Source organism: Methanothermobacter sp. EMTCatA1, assembly GCF_002356395.1.
In the GTDB taxonomy this organism is placed as follows: Archaea; Methanobacteriota; Methanobacteria; order Methanobacteriales; family Methanothermobacteraceae; genus Methanothermobacter; species Methanothermobacter thermautotrophicus.
Window position 1 is genome coordinate 1,260,914 of the sequence record NZ_AP018336.1, and the last position, 21,183, is coordinate 1,282,096.

General features: G+C 50.5%; 23 protein-coding genes and 2 tRNA genes. 13 read left to right on the forward strand and 12 right to left on the reverse strand.

Annotated features, from left to right (window positions below):
* Positions 1-6: 6 nt before the first annotated feature.
* The 5 genes from tca_RS06790 to tca_RS06810 all read right to left on the reverse strand — a co-directional run bounded on the left by tca_RS06790 (position 7) and on the right by tca_RS06810 (position 5,186).
* Positions 7-1,188: an aconitase X gene (locus tca_RS06790; RefSeq protein ID WP_286708745.1), complete on the reverse strand. Its 1,182-nt coding sequence runs from the start codon at positions 1,186-1,188 to the stop codon at positions 7-9.
* A gap of 27 nt (positions 1,189-1,215) precedes the next feature.
* Positions 1,216-2,589 carry a DHH family phosphoesterase gene (locus tca_RS06795; RefSeq protein WP_010877034.1) on the reverse strand — a complete coding sequence of 458 codons (1,374 nt, stop codon included), beginning with the start codon at positions 2,587-2,589 and terminating at the stop codon, positions 1,216-1,218.
* A complete protein-coding gene (locus tca_RS06800) occupies positions 2,555-2,956 on the reverse strand; it encodes a 30S ribosomal protein S15 (protein WP_048061047.1) in 402 nt (133 codons plus the stop codon). The genes tca_RS06795 and tca_RS06800 overlap by 35 nt, the downstream gene beginning before the upstream one ends.
* Positions 2,956-3,519 carry an XTP/dITP diphosphatase gene (locus tca_RS06805; protein ID WP_286708746.1) on the reverse strand — a complete coding sequence of 188 codons (564 nt, stop codon included), beginning with the start codon at positions 3,517-3,519 and terminating at the stop codon, positions 2,956-2,958. Before tca_RS06805 ends, tca_RS06800 begins: the two co-directional genes overlap by 1 nt.
* 62 nt (positions 3,520-3,581) lie before the next feature.
* Positions 3,582-5,186 (reverse strand): bifunctional N(6)-L-threonylcarbamoyladenine synthase/serine/threonine protein kinase, encoded by a 1,605-nt coding sequence (locus tca_RS06810; protein WP_286708747.1) that lies wholly within the window; start codon positions 5,184-5,186, stop codon positions 3,582-3,584.
* A gap of 94 nt (positions 5,187-5,280) precedes the next feature.
* On the opposite strand from tca_RS06810, the gene cobT reads away from it, so the two are divergent.
* The gene (cobT, locus tag tca_RS06815) at positions 5,281-6,354 is read left to right on the forward strand and encodes a nicotinate mononucleotide-dependent phosphoribosyltransferase CobT (protein ID WP_286708748.1); all 1,074 of its coding nucleotides are present in this window, start codon (positions 5,281-5,283) and stop codon (positions 6,352-6,354) included.
* Between the two features lie 22 nt (positions 6,355-6,376).
* Positions 6,377-7,018, forward strand: coding sequence for a hypothetical protein (locus tag tca_RS06820; protein ID WP_286708749.1), 642 nt, complete (start codon positions 6,377-6,379; stop codon positions 7,016-7,018).
* A gap of 112 nt (positions 7,019-7,130) precedes the next feature.
* Here the strand turns inward: tca_RS06820 and uppP are convergent, their stop codons facing one another.
* Positions 7,131-7,961, reverse strand: coding sequence for an undecaprenyl-diphosphatase UppP (gene uppP / locus tca_RS06825; RefSeq protein ID WP_286708750.1), 831 nt, complete (start codon positions 7,959-7,961; stop codon positions 7,131-7,133).
* 44 nt (positions 7,962-8,005) lie between these two features.
* Complete coding sequence (gene ilvE / locus tca_RS06830) at positions 8,006-8,926, reverse strand: branched-chain-amino-acid transaminase (RefSeq protein WP_286708751.1); 921 nt, start codon at positions 8,924-8,926, stop codon at positions 8,006-8,008.
* Between the two features lie 166 nt (positions 8,927-9,092).
* Here ilvE and tca_RS06835 point away from each other — a divergent pair.
* The 3 genes from tca_RS06835 (at position 9,093) to tca_RS06845 (ending at position 10,099) form a co-directional block, all read left to right on the forward strand.
* Positions 9,093-9,164 (forward strand) — tRNA-Val (locus tca_RS06835).
* Between the two features lie 24 nt (positions 9,165-9,188).
* Positions 9,189-9,260 (forward strand) — tRNA-Val (locus tca_RS06840).
* A gap of 218 nt (positions 9,261-9,478) precedes the next feature.
* Positions 9,479-10,099 carry an NPXTG-anchored protein gene (locus tca_RS06845; RefSeq protein ID WP_269899236.1) on the forward strand — a complete coding sequence of 207 codons (621 nt, stop codon included), beginning with the start codon at positions 9,479-9,481 and terminating at the stop codon, positions 10,097-10,099.
* Positions 10,100-10,178: 79 nt separating this feature from the next.
* Here the strand turns inward: tca_RS06845 and tca_RS06850 are convergent, their stop codons facing one another.
* Entirely contained in the window at positions 10,179-10,943 is a 765-nt protein-coding gene (locus tca_RS06850; protein WP_269899237.1) for a restriction endonuclease, read from the reverse strand.
* A gap of 210 nt (positions 10,944-11,153) precedes the next feature.
* On the opposite strand from tca_RS06850, the gene surE reads away from it, so the two are divergent.
* From surE to tca_RS06880, 6 genes are all read left to right on the forward strand, one after another.
* A complete protein-coding gene (gene surE / locus tca_RS06855) occupies positions 11,154-11,930 on the forward strand; it encodes a 5'/3'-nucleotidase SurE (RefSeq protein WP_269899238.1) in 777 nt (258 codons plus the stop codon).
* 155 nt (positions 11,931-12,085) lie between these two features.
* Positions 12,086-12,400, forward strand: a complete 315-nt coding sequence (locus tag tca_RS06860) for a hypothetical protein (protein ID WP_048175980.1) — start codon at positions 12,086-12,088, stop codon at positions 12,398-12,400.
* Positions 12,397-13,071: a hypothetical protein gene (locus tag tca_RS06865; RefSeq protein WP_269899239.1), complete on the forward strand. Its 675-nt coding sequence runs from the start codon at positions 12,397-12,399 to the stop codon at positions 13,069-13,071. Before tca_RS06860 ends, tca_RS06865 begins: the two co-directional genes overlap by 4 nt.
* Positions 13,072-13,269: 198 nt before the next feature.
* Positions 13,270-13,554, forward strand: a complete 285-nt coding sequence (locus tag tca_RS06870; RefSeq protein ID WP_048175983.1) for a winged helix-turn-helix domain-containing protein — start codon at positions 13,270-13,272, stop codon at positions 13,552-13,554.
* Complete coding sequence (locus tca_RS06875; RefSeq protein ID WP_048175984.1) at positions 13,551-13,868, forward strand: hypothetical protein; 318 nt, start codon at positions 13,551-13,553, stop codon at positions 13,866-13,868. The genes tca_RS06870 and tca_RS06875 overlap by 4 nt, the downstream gene beginning before the upstream one ends.
* Positions 13,869-14,042: 174 nt before the next feature.
* Positions 14,043-14,246, forward strand: a complete 204-nt coding sequence (locus tag tca_RS06880) for an LSM domain-containing protein (protein ID WP_048175985.1) — start codon at positions 14,043-14,045, stop codon at positions 14,244-14,246.
* 35 nt (positions 14,247-14,281) lie between these two features.
* Here tca_RS06880 and tca_RS06885 read toward each other — a convergent pair whose 3' ends face one another.
* The 4 genes from tca_RS06885 to tca_RS06900 form a co-directional block, all read right to left on the reverse strand.
* Entirely contained in the window at positions 14,282-15,274 is a 993-nt protein-coding gene (locus tca_RS06885; protein ID WP_048175987.1) for a methanogenesis marker 12 protein, read from the reverse strand.
* Between the two features lie 32 nt (positions 15,275-15,306).
* Positions 15,307-16,293, reverse strand: coding sequence for a ketol-acid reductoisomerase (ilvC, locus tag tca_RS06890; RefSeq protein WP_048061053.1), 987 nt, complete (start codon positions 16,291-16,293; stop codon positions 15,307-15,309).
* Positions 16,294-16,383: 90 nt separating this feature from the next.
* The gene (gene ilvN / locus tca_RS06895) at positions 16,384-16,893 is read right to left on the reverse strand and encodes an acetolactate synthase small subunit (protein ID WP_369798258.1); all 510 of its coding nucleotides are present in this window, start codon (positions 16,891-16,893) and stop codon (positions 16,384-16,386) included.
* Complete coding sequence (locus tca_RS06900) at positions 16,883-18,607, reverse strand: acetolactate synthase large subunit (protein WP_048061055.1); 1,725 nt, start codon at positions 18,605-18,607, stop codon at positions 16,883-16,885. Before tca_RS06900 ends, ilvN begins: the two co-directional genes overlap by 11 nt.
* Before the next feature lie 136 nt (positions 18,608-18,743).
* Here tca_RS06900 and purD point away from each other — a divergent pair, with 136 nt between their 5' ends.
* Both purD and argF read left to right on the forward strand, forming a co-directional pair.
* On the forward strand, positions 18,744-20,057 hold the full coding sequence (purD, locus tag tca_RS06905) for a phosphoribosylamine--glycine ligase (protein ID WP_048175988.1): 1,314 nt from the start codon (positions 18,744-18,746) through the stop codon (positions 20,055-20,057).
* A gap of 13 nt (positions 20,058-20,070) precedes the next feature.
* Positions 20,071-20,976, forward strand: a complete 906-nt coding sequence (gene argF / locus tca_RS06910) for an ornithine carbamoyltransferase (RefSeq protein ID WP_010877056.1) — start codon at positions 20,071-20,073, stop codon at positions 20,974-20,976.
* The last annotated feature ends 207 nt before the right edge of the window (positions 20,977-21,183 follow it).

The following is a 21,183-nucleotide window of genomic DNA, read 5'->3' on the forward strand; positions in this document are numbered from 1 at the left end:
TAACTTTTAAGGTCTGATGAGGTTCATCCAGTCATCATAGACGGCATCAAGGCCACACATACCAGGGACATAGTTGGCGGCCTTGGCAGAGTCAACACCAAGGACCTCATAGCCAAGATCCTCCACAGGTGCAACCACCATGCAGGTGTCAGATACAACCATCCCACCTGCTGCCTCTATAACGTCTGTGTAGCCCATCCTGCTGGCAGCACTTCCTATGGCAGCAGAGGTGCACACCCAGAGGTCACAGGCAGGCTTATTTTTCCTTAAAAATGAGGCTATCCTCCGGATCTCATCCAGGGAACAGTGCGGGCACCCCAGGCATATGAGGTCAGGATCATCATCAGTGGTGGACAGCTCCTCCCTTGCCTCCAGTATATCCCCGGCATCAACCGTAATGCTATCCCCTGCTTCATCAGGAGAGGCTTCCATGTACTCGGGTGTCACCCCATCAACATGGTAGAGTGCAACCGCACCGGACGACGCCATGGCAGCCCCAAGGGCTTTGAGGTCATCAGCCGATGGATGGCCAGTGAAAGTGAAATATGGGACACCCTCACCGGCAATTTTTCCTGTAATGTAACCCAGGGCCCCGTAATCCGAGCCCGAGAGTTCACATTCAACATCAACCCTCAGGGTGGCCCTCCGGTTCTCCTGGAGATGGTAACCATACTCCGGGGTCTTACCGCATATGGCGGCTGCAAGGGCCCCTGGACCACCCTCACGGTTGGTCCTGGCTCCCAGAACAGAGTTGGCATAGGAAACTGCAGAGGACTCTGACCAGGCAACGTGGGAGCCCCTCAGGGGGACGTTCCCTATGAGGTAGGGGGTGCAGGTGCAGGTGTTCATGACATCCATGGCAGAGTATGCCTCCACTATCCTTATCTGTCTCCTGGCGAATTCCTCTGAGAATCCCATTTCCCTCCATCTCTGGAGGTCCATCCCCGCAGGGTTAAGGGTACTTGCAACCTTCACTCCGGCACCCCTGGCACGGAGGTCCTCCAGGTATTCAAGACCGGCGTCCCCTATTGTCTTGTAGGATACCCCTGAAACCTGGGCAGAGGATATGTCAACCATCCTCTCAGCACCATAGATATCACCCAGGGCAACAAGTATCTCCATACTCTGCTGGACTGTCTCACCGAATTCACCATCATACATCCTCTCTTCTGTCCTATCAAGGTACACTTTTCCAACCCCACACATGGTGTCTCTTCAGGGACCAGTCTGGGTCCCCAGTATCTCATCAACAAGCTGCAGAAAACTCTCCATATCCCTGTAGGGCACCATCGCCCCGGCCGCTATATCATGTCCTCCCCCGGTACCACCAAAACTTGCGGCGGCATCCCTGAGGGCAACCCCGAGGTTAACACCCCTTTCAACAGCTGGCCTGGTTGTCCTTGCAGATACCTTAACGTGCTGATCCATCCGTGAAAGTCCGAGGAGGGGGATGTCAGGGTCAAGAATTTTGAGGGAGAGTGATATGCTTGCTATGGTCCCCATGATCCCCTTGAAGGCCTTATCCTCACTGTAGATGTACTGCAGGTTCTCCAGGGTGGTGGAGCCCTCCCTCCTTATCCATGCAAGGCCCTTCACAAGCTCCTCACGGTAGTTCTTCTGGAGCTCGAGGGCCACATCAAGGGCACCTTCCCTTTCACCAAGGCACAGTCCGATTCCTATGCCATATTTACGGTTCTTTCCACAGGCATCAAGCACCCCTGCAATGTCAGAGAGGTCACCTATATTCCGGAATTCCCTGCTCGTGAATACCTCTCCGAATATCTCAGGGTTTATCCTTGTAAGTTCATCCCTCAGAACATCCCTCTCCTCAGGGGACAGGTCAGGATATTTAACGCCATAGGATACGCCTATATTCTCAAGGAAGCCCATAGAAGCCTCCATATCCCCGGTGAGGCCAGGCAGGGCCGGGTTGAAGGTGTATGCAATGGAACGGTAAAGGGGCTCGGTGTACCTTGATGCCAGCTTGAGGTCACTGTGGACCTGAAGGACACCCTCTTCAACAGCCTCCTCCATGATGAACCTGTTTGCACCGGTGAATCCGTCAGTGTACTGCATGTCCCCCAGGGCACCCACAAGGGCAAGGGGGGCGGTCTTTCTGTTAAGGAGTCTCGTGGCCAGGTAGGCCGTTCCAGATGCACTGAGGTCCCTGCTACCATCAAGACCATGCAGATGAGGGTTTATGTGAACAACATGGGGTCCTGCCTCGGATTCAGAGGGCTGATGATGATCAGCGACGATGACATCACCCTTCAGGCGGGATATCTCCTCAAGGTAGGCGCTTCCCATATCACAGAAAAAGAATAGGGAGTATTTCTCTCCCGACAATTTCTTAATGAACTCCTTCTTCAGCCTCGAGAGGATGGAGATGTGGAACTGACCATTCATGGATGAAATGGCCCTTGCAACAACTCCTGCGGCTGATAGACCATCTGCGTCGTTGTGCGAGATGATCCTTATTATGTTTCCCCTTTCAAGGTGCTCCTCAAGGACCTTTGAGGCCTCTGCACCCCTCTTGAGAATTGAGTCGGGGAGTTTACTTGACGAGGAGGGCTGCTTTCTGTGGGTCATATCTCCATCCTTCAGGAAGGACACCTTCTCTCACATAGTACCTGACAAGGCGCCTTATCTTTGATTCAACGATCTGAAGGCCCCTCCTTGTGTGGAGGTCCTTTGGGTGTTCCTTAAGATGATCCCTTATGTTAACAGCCTTCCTTATGAGATTCATGAGGTCCTCAGGGTATTCAGGTTTCATTTCATGCTTCTCAAGTATCTGTGTTATTTTAAGCCCTGTAACGGCCTTTACGCTGGGTATGCCGTGCTGGTCCCTCAGTATTATACCTATTTTGCTGGTGGAGTTACCCTCCCTGTATAGTTTGACTATAAGATCCTCTATTTCTTCATTTGAGTATTCAACCCAATCAGGTTTTAGAGACATCAAATCACCTCATAATTTTCAATGTACCATTCTGCAAATTTTTTAAGGGCCCTGCTTCGATGCGAAAACCTGTTCTTCTCTGAGGTACTGAGTTCTCCGAAGCTTTTATCCATCCCTTCAGGATAGAATAACGGGTCGAAGGCGAAACCCATTGTTCCGCGCTCCTCAGTACCTATACGTCCCTTCACCACGCCTAAAAAAACCTCGGGTTCGGAGTTGGGGGTGCAGAACCCAACAGCCGACCTGAACTCGGCGTAGCGATCTTCAACATTTTCCATGAGCTTTAATATGCCATGGTTTCCTATGGTATCCTGTACATAGGCAGAATAGGGTCCTGGAAACCATTTAAGAGCCCTTATAAATAGTCCTGCGTCCTCAACGATCACAGGACCATCCATGATCCTGGCAGCATGTTCTGCACCGTAGCGGGCCACCTCCTCAAGTGTTCCCTGAAGTTCCGGGTAGCCCAGATCAGCATGCATCAGTTCTATTCCAGTACCATGGAATATCTTCTCTGCCTCAGATAACTTGTGTTTATTACCAGTTATAAATGTTACCTTCATGATGAACCTCCTCAGTCAGTGTATTCATGGGGTTTAGTATCGTGTGGATATTAATTCTGAGCTCAGTCAGTGTATCTTCCCCGGGACTCTATCTCCCTTATCTTTGACTGGATGTCAGCATCTATTATCTTGCCGTACCCCTCAAGGACCCTGCTGAAACACTCGCCGGCCAGGGCGTAGTGGGTGCTTTCAAGGGACTTTTTGAGGACAAGGAGATCCACACCCATATCCTCGATTTCATCTGAGAACCTCCCAAGTCCAAAGTCTATGAAGACCACATCACCCCCCCTGATGATTATGTTGGATCCTGTGAGATCCCCGTGTATTATACCCGCGTGATGGAGCCTCCCTATGGCCTCACCGATCCTTGAACAGAGCTCTGTATCCTCAACAGCGTCCCTGAATGGGGTGCCGCGAACCTCCTCCATGACCATAACCCCTCCATCAGGGTCGACATCGAACAGTACTGGTGTGTGCACACCGGCGCCCTTGGCCTGGTTGATGAGCCTGGCCTCTCTCCGGGTCCTGGATGACCTGAGCTTCTGATCAATTTCAGGTATTCTGTAACCCTTGGATATCCTCTCCTTTATTATGCAGGGCCTCCCAATCCACTGGCCCCTGTAGATATTTGCCTCGGCACCCTTGGCCAGGATGTCAGGGGGGAGCTCTATTCCTGCCTCTGATTCCCTCATCCAGGGGACATCCACCTCATCGGTCCGGTAACGCTGCACCACCGTGGTGTCCTCCAGGGCGTCCGGTCCATTATACCTGTAGACGAGCTGACCGAGCCAGGCAATCATCGCACCGTTATCACCACAGTACTCAGGGGGAGGCATGTGGAATTCCACGTGGTGCTCCTGGCACATCTCCCTCAGCATATCCCTCAGACGCCTGTTAACAGCCACTCCACCACAGAGGAGGACCTGATTCTTTTCTGTGTATGCCAGGGCCCGCTCTGTAACCTCCACCAGCATGGAAAACGCTGTCTCCTGGATGCTGTAAGCCAGATCCTCAAGGCCTGCACCAGCCTCCATTTTTCTTAAAGCAGCCGTTAGAAGCCCTGAGAAGGATATATCCATCCCCTTAACGCTGTAGGGAAGTTCAATGTACTCTGAGGCCTTCAATGCAAGCTGCTCAATGACCGGACCGCCCGGGTGTCCCAGGCCCGATTCCCTTGCAAACTGGTCGAGCATGTTACCGATGGCTATGTCGAGGGTTTCACCGAAGACACGGTACCTTCCCTCGTTGAAGGCTATGACCTGGGTGTTCCCGCCGCTCACATAGAGTGAAACAGGGTCACTGGCCCCTGTGGTGAGCCGGCCTATCTCTATGTGACCTATGCAGTGGTTAACACCAACTATCGGAACATCAAGTGAAAGTGCGAGTGTTCTAGCTGCTGTTGCAACGGTCCTGAGGGCTGGTCCAAGGCCCGGACCCCTCGAAAACGATATCAGTCCTATTTCCCCGAGTTCAACACCTGCATCACGGCATGCCTCAGCAATGAGACGGGGTATCCATTTTGCATGGTGTTCAGCAGCCTCCCTGGGATGTATACCTCCCTTTTCAGGTATAAGTGGCTTTCCCCGCAGTGATAGGACGTTTCCAGCCTCATCGACGATACCAACACCTGTCTTCTCTGCAGTTCCCTCTATACCAAGACACAACATTTAATTAACCACCTGTGACCCTGCTCCTTCTGGAGTGTAACTAATTTATGTATCTCCGGTTATAACTATTGTATCGTTGGAAAGGTGAATGGAAATGTTTGATGGACTGAAGATCTATGGTTCCGGCAGTTACCTTGAAGGTGTTACTGACAGGGATTCCCTGTTCATCTGCGCCGTCGCAACAACCGAGACATCAAGAATCCCGGGAATAACAGGGGCAGGAGCAAGCCCTGAACTCACAGAGTACACTCCAGCAGCTGACGTTGAACTCATAGTTCATGATGCCCCCAGGTGTCTTCCTGAGATACCCCAGACCATCGTGGAGGGGGAGGCAGCCCCCACACCGGCGGTGATAACCAAGGCGGCCCTGGAACTTGCAGAGGTCCCCTTCATGGTCGCCGATGCAGGCGCCTCGGTTAAACCTGATGTTCCCTATATAAACATTAACTCCGAACCCGGAGGTGATATAAGGACAGGGAGGGCGGTCACCGAACCTCAAAGGATATATGAGAGGGGGTTGATGGTTGGAAGGACCCTCTCCTCCCTCACAGAGCATCTGGTGGTGGGTGAGAGCACACCGGCAGGTACAACAACTGCCCTGGGCGTTTTAACGGCCCTGGGATATGATGCTGATTTCAGGGTCAGCGCCAGCATGCCCCACAACCCACATGACCTCAAGAGGGAGGTTGTGATGGCAGGACTCAGTAATGCAGGGATCGAGAAGGGGGACTGCTCCAGGGAACCCTTCAGGGCAGTGGAGGCAGTGGGGGACCCCATGATACCTGCGGTTGCAGGGATATGCATGGGCAGCACTGTACCGGTGACCCTTGCAGGGGGTACCCAGATGACAGCGGTCTGCGCCCTTATGAGGGCCATTGACCCGGACTTCGACTTTTCAGATACAGCAATTGCAACGACCATATTCGTTGCCGAGGACAGCACCTCCGATATAAACAGGATAGCAGAGCAGATAGGTGATATTGACATCTATGCGGTTGACCCTGACTTCGGGTCTGCGTCGCACAGGGGGCTCCATGAGTACCTCAACGGTTCTGTGAAGGAGGGTGTTGGGGCCGGCGGCGCCATGCTACTGGCACTTCTCCATGGCATACCCGTTGAAATGGTGAGGGAGCGTATCGAGGAACTCTGCAATACAATACTGGCCTGAAATCCTTTAATGGAGGTTCCAGATGGCTTCAGGGTCCCGGTGGGATGGGATCATCCCACACCCTGGAATTCTTGCCTTTGCAATGGCACTCTACCTTCTTGGCTTTGTACTGGATGCCTCAGGAAGACCACTGGCCTATGGGTTCCTCACAGGGGACATGGTGGTCCACTTCTCCACATTCCCTGGTCTCAGGGAGCAGTTCATCGATTACCTGTTAGCAACTGCCTTCTGGATATTCATATCAAACATAACCCAGGTTACAGTGTTCATCTTCTCCCTGGCAACATTTTATCCTGTTCTTAAGATATTCGTCCTTGCAGGGGCCCTCTTACATAACCTTCTGGTGGGTTGGGGTGTCAGGGGCCTCCTGATCTATGCGGGGACACTGCACCTGCACCTTGAGGTCACAGGGTGTCTACTTTCACTTCAGGCAGCCCTTGTATTTGTGAGGTCCCTCCTTGTGACCATCCAGCACAGGTCCAGAGGACCTCTCGTCACAGCCCTCAGGGAGAACCTTGCATACCTTATCCCGCTTATAATACTTTTATTCGCCATTGCAGCAATTCTGGAGGTCTTCTGGAGTACCTGGTGGGTTTATAACCTCACCCATGGACCGGTATCATGGAGATACTTCTATGCCCATGTATTCTCTGTGGAACTCTGATTTTTAATCGATTCAGAAGCTCTGGTATCTGAAACCCTTTAACCTTTATGCATCTGCTTTAACAAAACGAAGAGCTTTGAATAAAAAAGGTGGTGCGGATACAGCTTCACCATTAGATGAGGGCGGCTGCAAGGATCAGGATACCCAGTGCCCAGCAGTAGTAGGCGAATATGTAGAGGTCCCTCTCCTTTATGAGTTTAAGGAGGAACTTTATGGCTATGTAACCTGACACAGCCGCTGCAGCAAACCCTGCAACCATGCTGGCACCCAGGAGGTCCATTCCGGCTCCAATGTCCTTGACCTGGATGAGGGCGGCCCCGAGTATCGCAGGTATGGAGAGGAGGAAGCTGTACCTTGCTGCAAGTTCCCTCTCAAAGCCGAGAAACAGGCCCGCAGAGATTGTTGCACCTGAACGTGATATGCCGGGTGCTATGGCAAGGGCCTGGGCACACCCTATTATGAGTGACTCCCTGACACCGAGTTTTTCAACTGGAAGCTTCTCCCTCACACGCCTGCTGATATTCTCTGATCCCCACAGCAGAAAGCCTGTGACCAGCAGGAAGAATCCCACGGCGGTTAAACTGCTGAAAAGTGACTCAAAGAAGTCCTTGAACAGTACACCAGCAAGGCCGGCCGGCACAGTACCGATGATCACCATCCAGGCAAGCCTCTTGAAGGGGTCCTCAATGATTCCCCTCCTGAATCTACCTGCGGGGATGTCCCTCAGACTTGAGAGGAAGGCCCCCAGCATGTGAACTATATCGTTCCAGAAGTATCCAATGACAGCCACCAGTGTGCCCACATGCAGCACGGTGTCGAATGCGAGGCTGGAGCTAACACCCATAAGTTCCGGCACCAGCACCAGGTGGCCTGAGCTGCTTACTGGCAGGAATTCGGTCAAACCCTGCACTGTTCCAATGACTATGGCCTGAAAAACGTCCATGAACATCACTTTTAACTTATAAGTTATCACTTATAACCTCATCATCAGATGTAGGTGAGCCATCCGAAGCTGTCCTCTGTCTCTGCCCTGATTATCCTGAAGAACTCATCCTGCAGTAGCTTTGTAACGGGACCCCTTCGCCCGGCACCTATCTCTATACCATCAACTGATCTGATGGGTGTTATCTCTGCGGCTGTACCTGTGAAGAAGGCCTCATCTGCGATGTAGAGCATCTCCCTGGTTATGGGTTCCTCATGCACGGTAACACCCTCGGTTCTGGCTATCTTTATTACGGAGTCCCTTGTTATCCCCCGCAGAAGGGATGATGAAACAGGGGGGGTGTAAATTTCACCCTCACTGACGAGGAATATGTTCTCCCCGCTACCCTCACTTATGTAGCCATGGTAGTCCAGCATTATGGCCTCATCATAGCCGTGTCTCACAGCCTCCATCTTGGCAAGCTGTGAGTTGAGGTAGTTACCGCCGGCCTTTGCCATGTTGGGCATTGTGTTTGGCGCCATCCTCCTCCAGGTTGAAACACCAGCATCGACACCAACCTCAAGGGCCTCTGCACCCAGATAGGCCCCCCATTCCCAGGCAGCCACAGCGACGTCCACTGGGCAGTTCACCGGGTGAACACCCATCTCACCGTATCCCCTGAATACCACGGGTCTTATATAGCACTCCTCAAGTCCGTTCTCCCTGACGGTCTCAACTATGGCATCAGATATCTGCTCCTGGGTGTAGGGTATGTCCATCCTGTATATCTTTGCAGAATCAAAAAGGCGTTTAACATGCTCCCGCAAACGGAAGATGGCTGACCCCTTACTGTTCCTGTAGCACCTTATTCCCTCAAAGACAGATGATCCATAATGTACAACATGTGAGAGTACGTGGACGGTGGCTTCTTCCCATTTAACCATTTCACCGTTTAACCATATCTTTCCACTGGCTTCGCATGACATGATAATAACCTCAGGTGATTTACTAGGATAGGTTATGGTTGGAGGCCTATATAATGCTCTCCATAACCGGAAAACTTTAGTAGGGTATGTTATGGTCGGAGGTTTATATTAATGCTCTCCATAACCGGAAAACTTTATATATTGTGAAAATTTAAAGTCACACTGAGGGCCGGTGGTCTAGGGGTATGATACCTCGCTTACAACGAGGTGGTCACGAGTTCGAATCTCGTCCGGCCCATTTATTATTCTTCGGGCTTCAGAGGGGCCGGTGGTCTAGGGGTATGATACCTCGCTCACACCGAGGTGGTCACGAGTTCGAATCTCGTCCGGCCCACTGGATTTTCATTTTTTCAGAGGCACACGCCACTCTCAAACTTATTTAATGCATTTCAGTGTTCATAGAACATGGCCAGGAGGCAGCACTATTAAGGCACTGTCAGTGACAGGTGCTTTTGATTATTCACCCCCTATATATTATCAATGAAAAAGATAAATAACAAACAGTACATTGGAATTTATTTTTCCGATGTTAGAATTTGGGGGGGGTGAAAAATGTACAGATTTCTTTTGGTTGCCATGATTTTCCTTGCCATGGGAGCTGCAGCTGCCCAGGAAACTGATGACAACTTACAGGTAAATTCGGATCTTGCAGTGGACGCAGAATACCTTGATCTTGATGAAAACATTATAACCACTGCCAGCGTTGGCGATGAGGTCTTTGAGGGAGTTGCAGTCACAAACCTCGGCCCTGGAAATGCAACCGGAGTGAAGGTCGATATAACAAGGAGCAGTCAGTATCCCTTTGAGTACCTTGAACATGAGGTTTCATGGGACAGTGGGGCAAACTGGATCTACAATGATCCATCCTACGACCCATTGACCAGCCGGTGGACCATCGGGAACCTCCCTGTGGGCGCGGTCTACAAACTTGTTGTGCACCAGAGGGCCACGGCGTCAGGTACCGCACAGTTCACAGCAACAATCTCAGGGGATCAGCCAGACCTCAATACCACAAACAATAATGACACTGCAACAATCATGATAAAGGAATCTCAGGAAGTTCCAGCAGCTGGAGCAGGAATGGTCCCAATGCAGGAGACAGGCGCAGCAGCAGGTTTACTTGTGGCTGGAATAGGCATACTTGGAGCAGGAATGGTTATCTCAAGAAGATAACCTAAAAATTTATTTTTTGATTCAGGTTGCTTTGCCATTGCACATATACTGCAGATACCTGGTTTTTTGGTGACGGGAATCAGATCAGTATCAGGATGACGAGCAGAAGGAGTGAACTGAAAAATACTATCGTACCCTTTATCATTATAACGGCACCGTCCTCCTCCACCAGGTAGGGTATACCATAGGATAGGGCTGCTGCGATCATCAGCTTCAAGACACCGGTGAGGCTCGTTCCGAGACCAGCCGCAAGCTGCAGAAGGGTCGCAATGATGAATGACACAGCAACAACTGTCAGGATAAGTATTATGGTGTTCTGCATCAGACCCCTTATAACTGGAGCCAGAGGTTTGCGGCTCTCCCTTCTTGATAGAACCCCCCTCTGGGGTGCAGTGTGGAATATGTTTGATGGGGGAGTGTAGACCTCAACCTCCTCCTCTTCAGGGTACTCCTCATCCTCCTCTTCAGGGACCTGGATTTTCTTTGAGAAGTCCTCTGCAATCCGTATAAGGCCCTTCCTATCTATGAGCTTCATGTTTCTCTTCACAGCATAATTTCTTGCCTGGGATGAGAAATCAGATGTCGTTACAATTACGACCTTGGATGCCTTGAGGGTCTTTGCAGCCATTTCCATTTCCTTCAGAACATCCATTCCAACCTTCCAGTTTTCATCATAATTCTTACAGGCAACAACGACCCCGATGTCCCCGAGGGCGGTTGGAAGAATTCCGTAGATATCCACTATATGCTGGGAGGTCCTGAAGTCCTTGTAAACCTTAAAACCAGAATCCTCCATGACCTTGGCAATAAAATCCACCAGTTTCTGTTTCTTCAATTCTTCCACCTGCCGGGGTTAGACTTAATAGAGCTATGTTATAAGATATACTTAAAATTTGATATAAAGACTATAAAAAGATAGAGATGATTATTGATGAAGATCAACCATCAGTTTTTTGGATCCATAGAAGAAGATAAGGGCGAGAATTAACATAATTGAGCATAAGATAATGATGATTGGTATCAGTTTAGTTCAAATGGAGGAAGATGATCAGCAATGAAGATTCTTATAACAAATGATGATGGAGTTAACTCTTCAGGCATCATTGCAGCAAGAAGGGCCGTTGAGGACCTTGGGGAGACAATCATAGTGGCCCCCGCCACGCAGCAGAGCGGGATAGGTCATGCGCTGACACTCTTTGAACCTGTAAGGGTAAGTGAGGTCACCCTCAGGGATGGATCAGGGGCCTATGCTGTTTCGGGGACACCCACCGACGCTGTTATCATAGGGATATTCGAGCTTATGGATGAAAAGCCCGACCTCGTGATATCAGGGATAAATATGGGTGAGAACCTTGGTAAATCAGAACTGACAACATCAGGGACAATAGGGGCGGCAATGGAGGCTGCAGTGCATGGGGTGCCATCCCTGGCAGTTTCTCTCCAGGTGAGACGGGGTGATATCAAGTTCCATGACGGACATGTTGACGTTGACTTTTCACTGGCAGCTGAACTCACAGCGAGGGTTGCATCGAGGATACTCAGGAGGGGACTCCCGGAGGGTGTTGACTTCCTGAATCTGAATGTCCCATCTCATCCAGCAAGCGATGAGATAAGGCTCACGAGGCTGGGGGACCGGATGTACAATGTTCACATAAAGAAAAGGCTGGATCCCCGTGGACGCCCATACTACTGGATAGATGGTGACCCTGCAGGTACAGACCTTCCGGGTACAGATGTCCACACACTTAAGGCTGAAAACACCGCCACCCTCACCCCCATATCACTCGACTGCACAGCAGGCCCTGACTCAATGGAGGGCTGGCTTGATTAGAGCATGGAACTGATTTTTATCCACAGCCATCCAGGTCCCAACCGTGACCTGTTATACCTGTGAATCTGGTGGAGATCTGGGTCTAAATCCGGAAAAATTTCTTTTAAGAGGCATACCCATCCATTATAAAAAGAGAACTTAAAGGTGATAACAGGATGGGATACAGTATTTTACCGGCAATACCCGTCACGGGACTTTATATGGTCACCTATTTACTCTACAGGACGGGTTTTATAGGCAGGGCCTTTCATGTGAACCTCTGGAATCTCGTAATACTGCTGGCATTTATCATATCCGGAATTGGGGGCTTCGTCCTCATGCTGCTTACTGAAGCCGGTGTGAAGTTTTACCTCAACCCGCAGTTGCTCTACTGGCACGTGGAGGCCGGGATTGCGCTCATACCCCTCACAGTTTTCCACTTTCACTGCTACAGGGGGAGTTTGAGGAGAATAATTGGGGTGGGAAAATGAGAATCAGGAGAATTTTAAGGACTCTAACCGGGGTATTGCCCTTCGCAGGTATCATGGCGGCTGGCGTAGCATGTGGTGCTTCCTGTCCCTATGGACTTGTGAATGACCCCTACCCCGGACAGTGCCCCAGGTTCACGGATCTTAACGGAGACGGGATATGTGACCTTTCACAGTCAACCACAGACTACAGCACCTCTGATGATACATCCCGGGACAGCTCTAATGATCAGAGCACCTCAGATGATTCCGCGGCGACTTCAGACGATTCAGTTCACAGTGGAGGGGTTGATGCTCCAGATGAAACACTGCAGCATCCCTCAGTGGAGGAACCCACCACAGATTATCATCTCATACCCCTGAGCCTCATCCTGATCGCGGCTTATATGATCACACTCTACCTGATGGGGAGTGGCCGTATCAGGGGATCAGTGCACAGGAGGATCTGGAATATCATCCTGACAGCTGGCTATGCAGGGACTGGAGTCACAGGGGTTCTCCTCCTCCTCTTCATACGCCTCGGCATAAAAACGGCTCTTAACCCATCGGTTACCTACTGGCACGCCGAACTGGCAATCCTCATGGTCATAGGAACATTAATCCACATACACATATACTGGAAGCAATTCAGGGGGATTTTCAGGCACATCAAAAATCAGATATCATCCCCTTAAAACATGAATTCCTCTCTGGCAGCTGCAATGGCGTGGCCGAGATCGGATTTCAGGCGGAGATCAACATTCTGCACTCAGAAAGCCAGTTGATAATCAGATCTGGAGCAGCATATCAAAGACGCTGCTTCACCGGGGCATAAGAAAGTGATATCTGGAGGGACCACCATAACTCCATCCAGAACTTTGAATGTGGTCCCTATGAAGAGGTTGTTATGGTGGCTTCTTGCAGGTACAAGGGGAGGTCACAACCGCGGGAGGATAATCAGGATGCTGCATGAGAGACCATACAATAACAACCAGCTGGCCGAGGCACTGGGACTTGACTACAAGACAGTTCAGCATCATCTGAGGGTCCTTGAGAAGAATAAGATCATAGTATCCTCAGGGGATAGGTATGGTAAAATGTACTTTCTTTCAGATGTAATGGAGGATAATTACCCCCTCTTTGAGGAGATATGGAGCAGAATCGAGGTGTGCGAATGAGGGGAAGGGGTGCCCATGATTTCATCCAGGACCAGAACTTCACGTTCCTTGCCATAATAGTGGGGCTTTTGAATGTTTTCCTTCTCCTGATCCTTCTCGGAATTTATCTTTCAAGCTACAGGAAGATAAAGTCCAGCTTCACACTGGGACTGGTGGCCTTCACAGTCCTTCTGATATTGCAGAACACAATATTCATAATCTTCATGATAACGAGGGAAGGATTCCAGGGTCATGGAATCGGATTTCCTGTTCTGAGTGTTAATATATGCCAGTTTGCAGCTTTAACAGTACTCCTGAGGATAGCATGGGAATAGTCGGTGTCTGGTGGCCGCGTTACCGTAGCTGGGCAGTGGTCTGTGCTGAGGGAGTAAGCCTGTGAAGTGTATGTGAATCATTACAGGTGTGTGGTCCGTGCTGGAAATTTAAGGCTGTGAACTATATATATGTGAATCATTATAGGATTACTAAATCAGTTAAGGGGATTAATAATGAAGGGCAGTGACAAGGAATTCAGGGTTAACAAACAGTTCCTGAAATTTAAAAATAAGAACGTTCTACTCACCCTGAAGAACAATGAAGAAACAAGGGGAAAACTCATATCAATTGATAACTACCTTAACACGGTTCTACAGACAGAAGAGGGCATCCAGTTTATTAAGGGCACCAAGATAGCCTTCATAGCCATGGAATAAGTGTGCACTGATTTTATCTGGCAAAGAACTGGTAGCTAAACCTCCACCTCTATTCCAAGGATCTCCCTTTTACCATTATATATGTCTCTTGCTATCTGGGCACTTCCCATGGAGCCTGAGGTGGGATCCGTACACCTTACATCTGCGATTTCCTTCACCATATCCTTCAGCTTTCCATGGAAGTCATAGGGTTCCCTCATGGCACCAACAGATCCCGTGAGGACGATTCCATCGATTCCACTGGAGATACCTGCAAGTCCCCATATCTCCATGGCAATGGTCATCATCATGGTATCGAGGGCAAGCCTAGCCTCATCCCGACCTGCACGGTACATCTCAAGGAGTTCCTCCCTGGCCCTTGAGACCTTTGTGTCGATACCCGCTATCTTAACTGCTCCTGCATGTGAAAAACATTCATTCGCTGTTTTCTCACCATCGTCTATTTTCCTGAGCATTTCAAGGTCAAGGGGTCCGTGTATAACTCCCATGGCACCTACACATGCATCCATGGCACCGACTATCCTGCCATCCTGTATCAGCATCGTGACGGTATTTGAACTTATGTCTGATACGATCATATTCTCCCAGCCGGTCTCAAGGTATGCGTTGTAGCAGATGCTCACCTTCTCGGGGCTCGCATGGTGGGAGTAGGCTGCCCTGAACCTCTCATCAAGGCAGGGCGTGTTCCGGTGGAGGCCAGGTATGAGGAGGGTGGGTATCCCCGATGATTCGATTTCACTGTATACTGCTGTTCCACCGCCTGTGACCTTACCTGCCCCTCCAATGGAGATTATACCCCTGTTTTTCACCCTCTCAATGGGCTTTATGGTGCTTATGGCGTCACCCATGGCATAGGTTATTGCCATGAGGTCTATCTCGTTGAGGGGAACCCTATCTTTGAGTTCATCAAGGGCGGAGGCTCTACCTGTTGATAGGTCCTCCCTCCCTATCTTGAAGTGTTCAGCATCATCACCGAGGATGGTGAAGGAGACACCCGTGGTCCCATGGTCCATACCCACGAATACCAAACCAACCACCTGAAAAAGAAGTTAAGGGGGGTTTACTTCTCGAGTCCGCAGAGTTTCCTCAGCTTTGACCCGACTTCCTCTATCTCCAGTTCACTCTCCAGCTTCCTCATCCTCTTGAGCATGGGGGCACCCGCCCTGTTCTCAAGGGCCCACTCCTTGGCGAATTTACCGTTCTGGATCTCCTTGAGGATCTCATCCATTTCCTTCTCAGTCTCCTCTGTTATGATCCTTCCTCTCCTTGTAAGGCCGCCGAACTCTGCGGTGTTACTCACATTGTGCCACATCCCCCTGAATCCCCTCTCATAGATGAGGTCCACTATGAGTTTGAGTTCATGGCAGGTTTCAAAGTAGGCTATCTCTGGCTGGTAACCGGCCCTCACAAGGGTTTTGAATGCCGTGTTTATGAGTTCTGTGACACCACCACAGAGCACAGCCTGCTCACCGAACAGGTCTGTCTCTGTTTCCTCCCTGAAGGTCGTCTCAAGGACCCCTGCCCTGGCAAGTCCACATGCCTTTGCCATTGCAAGTGCCTGCTCCATTGCATCGCCTGTTGCATCAACCTCAACAGCCACAAGGCCGGGTATGCCGAAGCCCTCAAGGTAGGTCCTCCTTACCATGGCACCCGGACCCTTCGGGGCCACCATTGTAACGTTGACTCCTTCGGGTGCCTTTATGTAGCCGTAGTGTATGTTGTATCCATGTGAGAAGGATATGGTGTTACCCTCCTTGAGGTAGGGCCTTATTGACTGTTCGAAAACGGTTTCCTGTATCTCATCGGGTATGAGTATGTGTATGATGTCGGCCTCCCTTGAGGCGTCCTCGATGGTCATGACATTCATGCCATCATCATGGGCCTTCTTCCAGGAGCTACCACCCCTTCTGAGTCCAACTATCACGTTGAGTCCGCTGTCAGCCATGTTCCTGGCCTGGGCTTCGCCCTGGCTCCCGTAACCTATAACCGCTATCTTTTTATCTGCCAGTATCTCCATGTCAATGTCATTTTCATAGTATATCTTCATAAAAAACCTCCTCAAGTTCTAATTAACAGCTCATTTAAAATAAAATTTATGGGAGTCCCGGTCTGATCCGGAATTTTTCCGCATTGAGCATCACATTGTCCTGCTTCCACGGGACATTGCAGTTGGCCCTGTCCTTGCGAGTTCCTTTATTCCAAAGTTCCTCAGAAGCTCCAGGAAGGCGTCTATCTTTTCAGAGTCCCCTGTAACCTCAACTGTCAGGGCATCGGGACTCACATCCACTATCCTCCCCCTGAATATGTTGGTGTACTGTATTATCTCTGACCTTTCACTCTCTGATGGGGCGTGGACCTTGACCATGCAGAGCTCCCTCTTAACAGTTGCCGCGGGTTCAAGGTCCCTGACCTTTATGACGTCTATGAGCTTGTTCAGCTGCTTTGTTATCTGCTCAAGCACCCTGTCGTCGCCCCTGGCGATTATTGTCATCCTGGCAATGCCTGGGGTTTCTGATTCCCCGACCGTTATGTTTTCAATGTTGAATCCACGTCTTGTGAAGAGTCCTGCAACTCGCTGGAGCACTCCTGGTTTGTGCTCCACGAGGGCGCTTATGATATGGGTATCGGGTTCCATCTCAATCACCATCCGCCTTCCCTGGGGAGTATTTAATTTCCTGGGGGTCCTCCCTTTCAACCCGGTACTCCCCCACTATCTCGGTGAGACCACAGCCGGGGGGGACCATGGGGAGTATCTCATCAGGATCTATCACTATATCAAGGAGGGCAGGTTCACCAGACCTTATTGCCCTTGAAAGGGCTTCAGAGGTTTCACCGGGTTCCTCTATCCTCTCAGCCTCCACTCCAAATGATTCAGCCAGCTTCACAAAGTCCGGAACTTCGCCCAGGTGTGTATGGGACATTCTCTCATCATAGAAGAGGCGCTGCCACTGCGCCACCATTCCAAGGTGCCTGTTGTCCATGATACATATCACCACCGGGATGTCGTATTCCCTTATGGTTGCAAGGTCCTGGCAGACCATGAGGAATCCGCCGTCACCGCACACTGCAACAACGTCACTATCAGGCAGTGCCACCTTGGCACCTATGGCGGCTGGAAAACCGAAGCCCATTGTTCCAAGGCCTCCTGATGATATGAACTTTCTGGGGGCACGGGATGTGTAGAAGTGGGCCATCCACATCTGGTTCTGTCCCACATCCGTTGTAACGACCGTCTCGTCATCAAGGACCTGGCTTATCTCCTTTATAACCTGCTGGGGCTTCAGGGGCACCTCATCATAGCTCATCCTTGGCATGCAATCGGCACGGAATTTCTGGACGCTTTCAAGCCATTGGCTGTCCCTCTTTTCATATTTTTTGAGTTTTGCTATGAGTTCCCTGAGGACGTTTCTTGCATCTCCAACGATGGGGACATCAACCCCAACGTTCTTACCTATCTCAGCGGGGTCGATGTCGACGTGTATTATCCTGGCGTTGGGGGCGAATTCTGCAACGTTCCCTGTTGTACGGTCTGAGAATCTGCATCCAACGGCTATGAGGCAGTCGCATTCGTCCACTGTCAGGTTCGCCACCTTGCGGCCGTGCATGCCGAGCATACCCATGGCTGAAGGGTGGTCCTCAGGAAAGGAACCCTTACCAAGGAGTGTTGTTGTCACCGGGGCCTTTATGAGATCTGATAATTCCTTTATCTCCCTGGACGCCCCTGATATTATAACTCCTCCACCAGCAAGTATGACGGGTTTTTCTGACCTCCTTATGAGTTCAGCGGCCCTCTTTATCTGGAGGGGGTGGCCCTTTACATTGGGCCTGTACCCTGGGAGCTCCAGGTCATCAACCTCCTCCATGATCTCCTGTTCCTGTATATCCTTGGGGAGGTCTATAACAACCGGTCCTGGCCGTCCTGTCTTTGCTATGTGGAAGCTTGCCCTGACAATTGCAGGTATCTCGCTGGCGTCTGATGGCTGGAAACTGTGCTTGGTGATGGGCATGGTTATCCCTATCATGTCCACCTCCTGGAATGCATCATTTCCAATGAGGTGTGTTGGGACCTGACCTGCAATGGCCACGATGGGGGCTGAGTCCATGTAGGCCGTTGCAATGCCTGTTACAAGGTTTGTTGCCCCGGGACCGGAGGTAGCTATGCAGACCCCCACCCTTCCTGAGGCCCTTGCATATCCGTCTGCAGCGTGTGCTGCGCACTGTTCATGTCTTACGAGGATGTGTTTAAGTTCAGAATCATAGAGCATATCATAGAGTGGCAGTAACTGTCCACCGGGGTATCCGAATACGGTGTCTGCTCCCTGATCCAGAAGTGATCTGATTATTGCCTGGCCACCTTTCATTGGAAACACCTTGAACGGAATCTGTCATTATTATTAATGACATATTTCCTATAAAATATATACTTTCAAATAAGTGCTAAGATTATATAAAACAATAGGGAGATTTAACCTTATCAATTTCCAGGAGGATTATCCGATGAAAATACTTGTTGTGGGAACAGGAGCAAGGGAACATGCCATATGCAGTGCACTGGCAGATGAAGCAACCATATACTCTGTGATGGGTAACAGAAACCCGGGTATATCAAGGCTCGCCAGGGAATTCACTGTTGCTCCTGAAGTTGACACCGAAGGGGTGGTCAGGTTCGCATCAGAGAAGGGAGTTGACATGGCATTCATAGGGCCGGAGGCCCCCCTTGAGGCTGGACTGGTGGACGCCCTTGAGGAGGCAGGTATACCCTCGGTGGGACCCACCAGGGATGCAGCCCGCATCGAAACAGATAAATCATTCATGCGCAAACTCTTTGAGGATTACAGAATACCGGGGTCAATAACCTACCGGGTCTTCAGTGACCCTGAGGAGCTACGTGAATTCATGGAAGACTTTGACAGTGAGGCAGTTGTAAAGCCAGTCGGCCTCACAGGAGGAAAGGGCGTCAAGATAGTTGGAGAACACCTCAGGGATAACATGGAGGCCCTCAAATACGCAACAGAGGTCATTGAGAAAAGGATAGGCGGTCATCCCAGTGTGGTGATAGAGGAGCGGGTTGTTGGAGAGGAATTCACTGTACAGGCCTTCTCCGACGGTGAACACATAGTGCCAATGCCAGCAGTCCAGGACCACCCCCACGCCTATGAGGGCGACCAGGGCCCCATAACAGGAGGGATGGGATCATATTCTGACTCAGACGGGCTTCTTCCATTCCTGACACAGAAGGACTATGAAGACGCCGTGGAAATAATGCAGAGGACGGTTGATGCCATAAGGAAGGAGACAGGGCCCTACAGGGGCATACTTTATGGTCAGTTCATGCTCTCTGCAGATGGTCCGAAACTCATAGAGTACAATGCACGATTCGGTGACCCTGAGGCAATGAACGTGCTCCCATTACTTGAATCCAGCATGCTGGAAATATGTGAGGGTATAGTGGATGGAAACCTTAAATCAGCAAGTTTCATGAACCTTGCAACGGTCTGCAAGTATCTGGTACCTGAGGGCTACCCTGAATCAGGTGTTGCCGGCGCCGAGATAAAGGTTGACGAGAAGAAGATAGAGGATATGGGCGTCATAACCTATTATGCGGCTGTGAACCAGGAGGATGATCACATATACACATCATCATCCCGTGCACTTGCACTCGTGGCCCCTGCAGATGACATATACTCTGCAGAGGAGCTCTGTGAGGAAGCAACGGCCCATGTGAAGGGAAGGCTCTACCACAGGAGGGATATAGGTACCAGGGAACTCGTTGAGAAGAGGATTAAACATATGGAGGACCTGCGGTCCTGAGGGAGTTGGGCAGATGAAGCACCTTCTATCTGTATGTGACATGGATAACGTGGTGGACCTCCTTGACCTCGCAGATGACTACAAGGAGGGGAAGATCAGGGAAAAGATCCTCAGGGGTAAAACACTTGCCATGATCTTTGAGAAGTCATCAACAAGGACCAGGGTATCCTTTGAGGTTGGGGCATTCCAGATGGGGGCTCAGCCCCTCTACCTCTCTGCATCGGACCTTCAGCTTGGAAGGGGCGAACCAATAGCGGATACAGCAAGGACCCTCAGCAGATACGTTGATGGAATAATGATAAGGGCCATAAGTCACTCCGACGTGGTTGAACTTGCAGGCGAGGCATCTGTCCCGGTCATCAATGGTCTGACAGACCTGGAACATCCATGCCAGGCCCTGGCCGATATGCAGACCATCAGGGAGAAGCTGGGGGGATTCGATGGAAGGCTGGTTTTTGTGGGTGATGGTAACAATGTCTGCCACTCTCTCCTCCTCATAACAGCCACCCTGGGGATGGACATGGATGTTGCCTGCCCCCCCGGCTATGAACCTGACCCCGGCATCAGGGAGATGGCAGGGAAAATAGCAGATGAGACAGGTTCACGGATAAGGGTAATTCATGATCCCTCCGAGGCTGTCAGGGGGGCCGACGTGGTTTACACCGATGTCTGGGTGAGCATGGGATATGAAGACGAGGCTGAGGACCGTTTAGAGGTCTTCAGACCATACCAGGTGAATATGGAGCTCATGGAACTTGCAGCTCCCGAAGCCATATTCATGCACTGCCTGCCGGCTGTGAGGGGCCAGGAGACAACAGCCGAGGTTATTGACGGTCCCCATTCGGTTGTCTGGGATCAGGCAGAAAACAGGCTCCATGCCCAGAAGGCCATAATGCACTGGCTCATGGGGGATATATGAGTTCCACTCAGCAGGTTTATGGGCTTAAAGCTCATTAAAACCTTATCATATTCATTCAGGACACCAGAATCGTGACGCAGGGTGTATGGCAGGATCATATTCTTACCCCAGAATGCCACTGATGCATGTTTAAAGAAATTTTTCATCCGTCAATTAATTAATAGAAAAACCTTAATGATCGTGATCCAGTCCAAAGACTCCAGGCCA

Excerpts from the sequence above, each read along its gene's own strand:
- ilvE (WP_286708751.1), bottom strand. The coding sequence starts at position 8,926 with ATGTCATGCGAAGCCAGTGGAAAGATATGGTTAAACGGTGAAATGGTT.
- ilvC (WP_048061053.1), bottom strand. The coding sequence starts at position 16,293 with ATGAAGATATACTATGAAAATGACATTGACATGGAGATACTGGCAGAT.
- tca_RS06865 (WP_269899239.1), top strand. The coding sequence starts at position 12,397 with ATGAGAATCAGGAGAATTTTAAGGACTCTAACCGGGGTATTGCCCTTC.
- purD (WP_048175988.1), top strand. The coding sequence starts at position 18,744 with ATGAAAATACTTGTTGTGGGAACAGGAGCAAGGGAACATGCCATATGC.
- tca_RS06875 (WP_048175984.1), top strand. The coding sequence starts at position 13,551 with ATGAGGGGAAGGGGTGCCCATGATTTCATCCAGGACCAGAACTTCACG.
- argF (WP_010877056.1), top strand. The coding sequence starts at position 20,071 with ATGAAGCACCTTCTATCTGTATGTGACATGGATAACGTGGTGGACCTC.
- cobT (WP_286708748.1), top strand. The coding sequence starts at position 5,281 with ATGTTTGATGGACTGAAGATCTATGGTTCCGGCAGTTACCTTGAAGGT.
- tca_RS06900 (WP_048061055.1), bottom strand. The coding sequence starts at position 18,607 with ATGAAAGGTGGCCAGGCAATAATCAGATCACTTCTGGATCAGGGAGCA.
- tca_RS06805 (WP_286708746.1), bottom strand. The coding sequence starts at position 3,519 with ATGAAGGTAACATTTATAACTGGTAATAAACACAAGTTATCTGAGGCA.
- tca_RS06800 (WP_048061047.1), bottom strand. The coding sequence starts at position 2,956 with ATGTCTCTAAAACCTGATTGGGTTGAATACTCAAATGAAGAAATAGAG.
- tca_RS06810 (WP_286708747.1), bottom strand. The coding sequence starts at position 5,186 with ATGTTGTGTCTTGGTATAGAGGGAACTGCAGAGAAGACAGGTGTTGGT.
- tca_RS06845 (WP_269899236.1), top strand. The coding sequence starts at position 9,479 with ATGTACAGATTTCTTTTGGTTGCCATGATTTTCCTTGCCATGGGAGCT.
- tca_RS06870 (WP_048175983.1), top strand. The coding sequence starts at position 13,270 with ATGAAGAGGTTGTTATGGTGGCTTCTTGCAGGTACAAGGGGAGGTCAC.
- tca_RS06820 (WP_286708749.1), top strand. The coding sequence starts at position 6,377 with ATGGCTTCAGGGTCCCGGTGGGATGGGATCATCCCACACCCTGGAATT.
- ilvN (WP_369798258.1), bottom strand. The coding sequence starts at position 16,893 with ATGGTGATTGAGATGGAACCCGATACCCATATCATAAGCGCCCTCGTG.
- tca_RS06880 (WP_048175985.1), top strand. The coding sequence starts at position 14,043 with ATGAAGGGCAGTGACAAGGAATTCAGGGTTAACAAACAGTTCCTGAAA.
- surE (WP_269899238.1), top strand. The coding sequence starts at position 11,154 with ATGAAGATTCTTATAACAAATGATGATGGAGTTAACTCTTCAGGCATC.
- tca_RS06860 (WP_048175980.1), top strand. The coding sequence starts at position 12,086 with ATGGGATACAGTATTTTACCGGCAATACCCGTCACGGGACTTTATATG.
- tca_RS06795 (WP_010877034.1), bottom strand. The coding sequence starts at position 2,589 with ATGACCCACAGAAAGCAGCCCTCCTCGTCAAGTAAACTCCCCGACTCA.
- uppP (WP_286708750.1), bottom strand. The coding sequence starts at position 7,961 with ATGGACGTTTTTCAGGCCATAGTCATTGGAACAGTGCAGGGTTTGACC.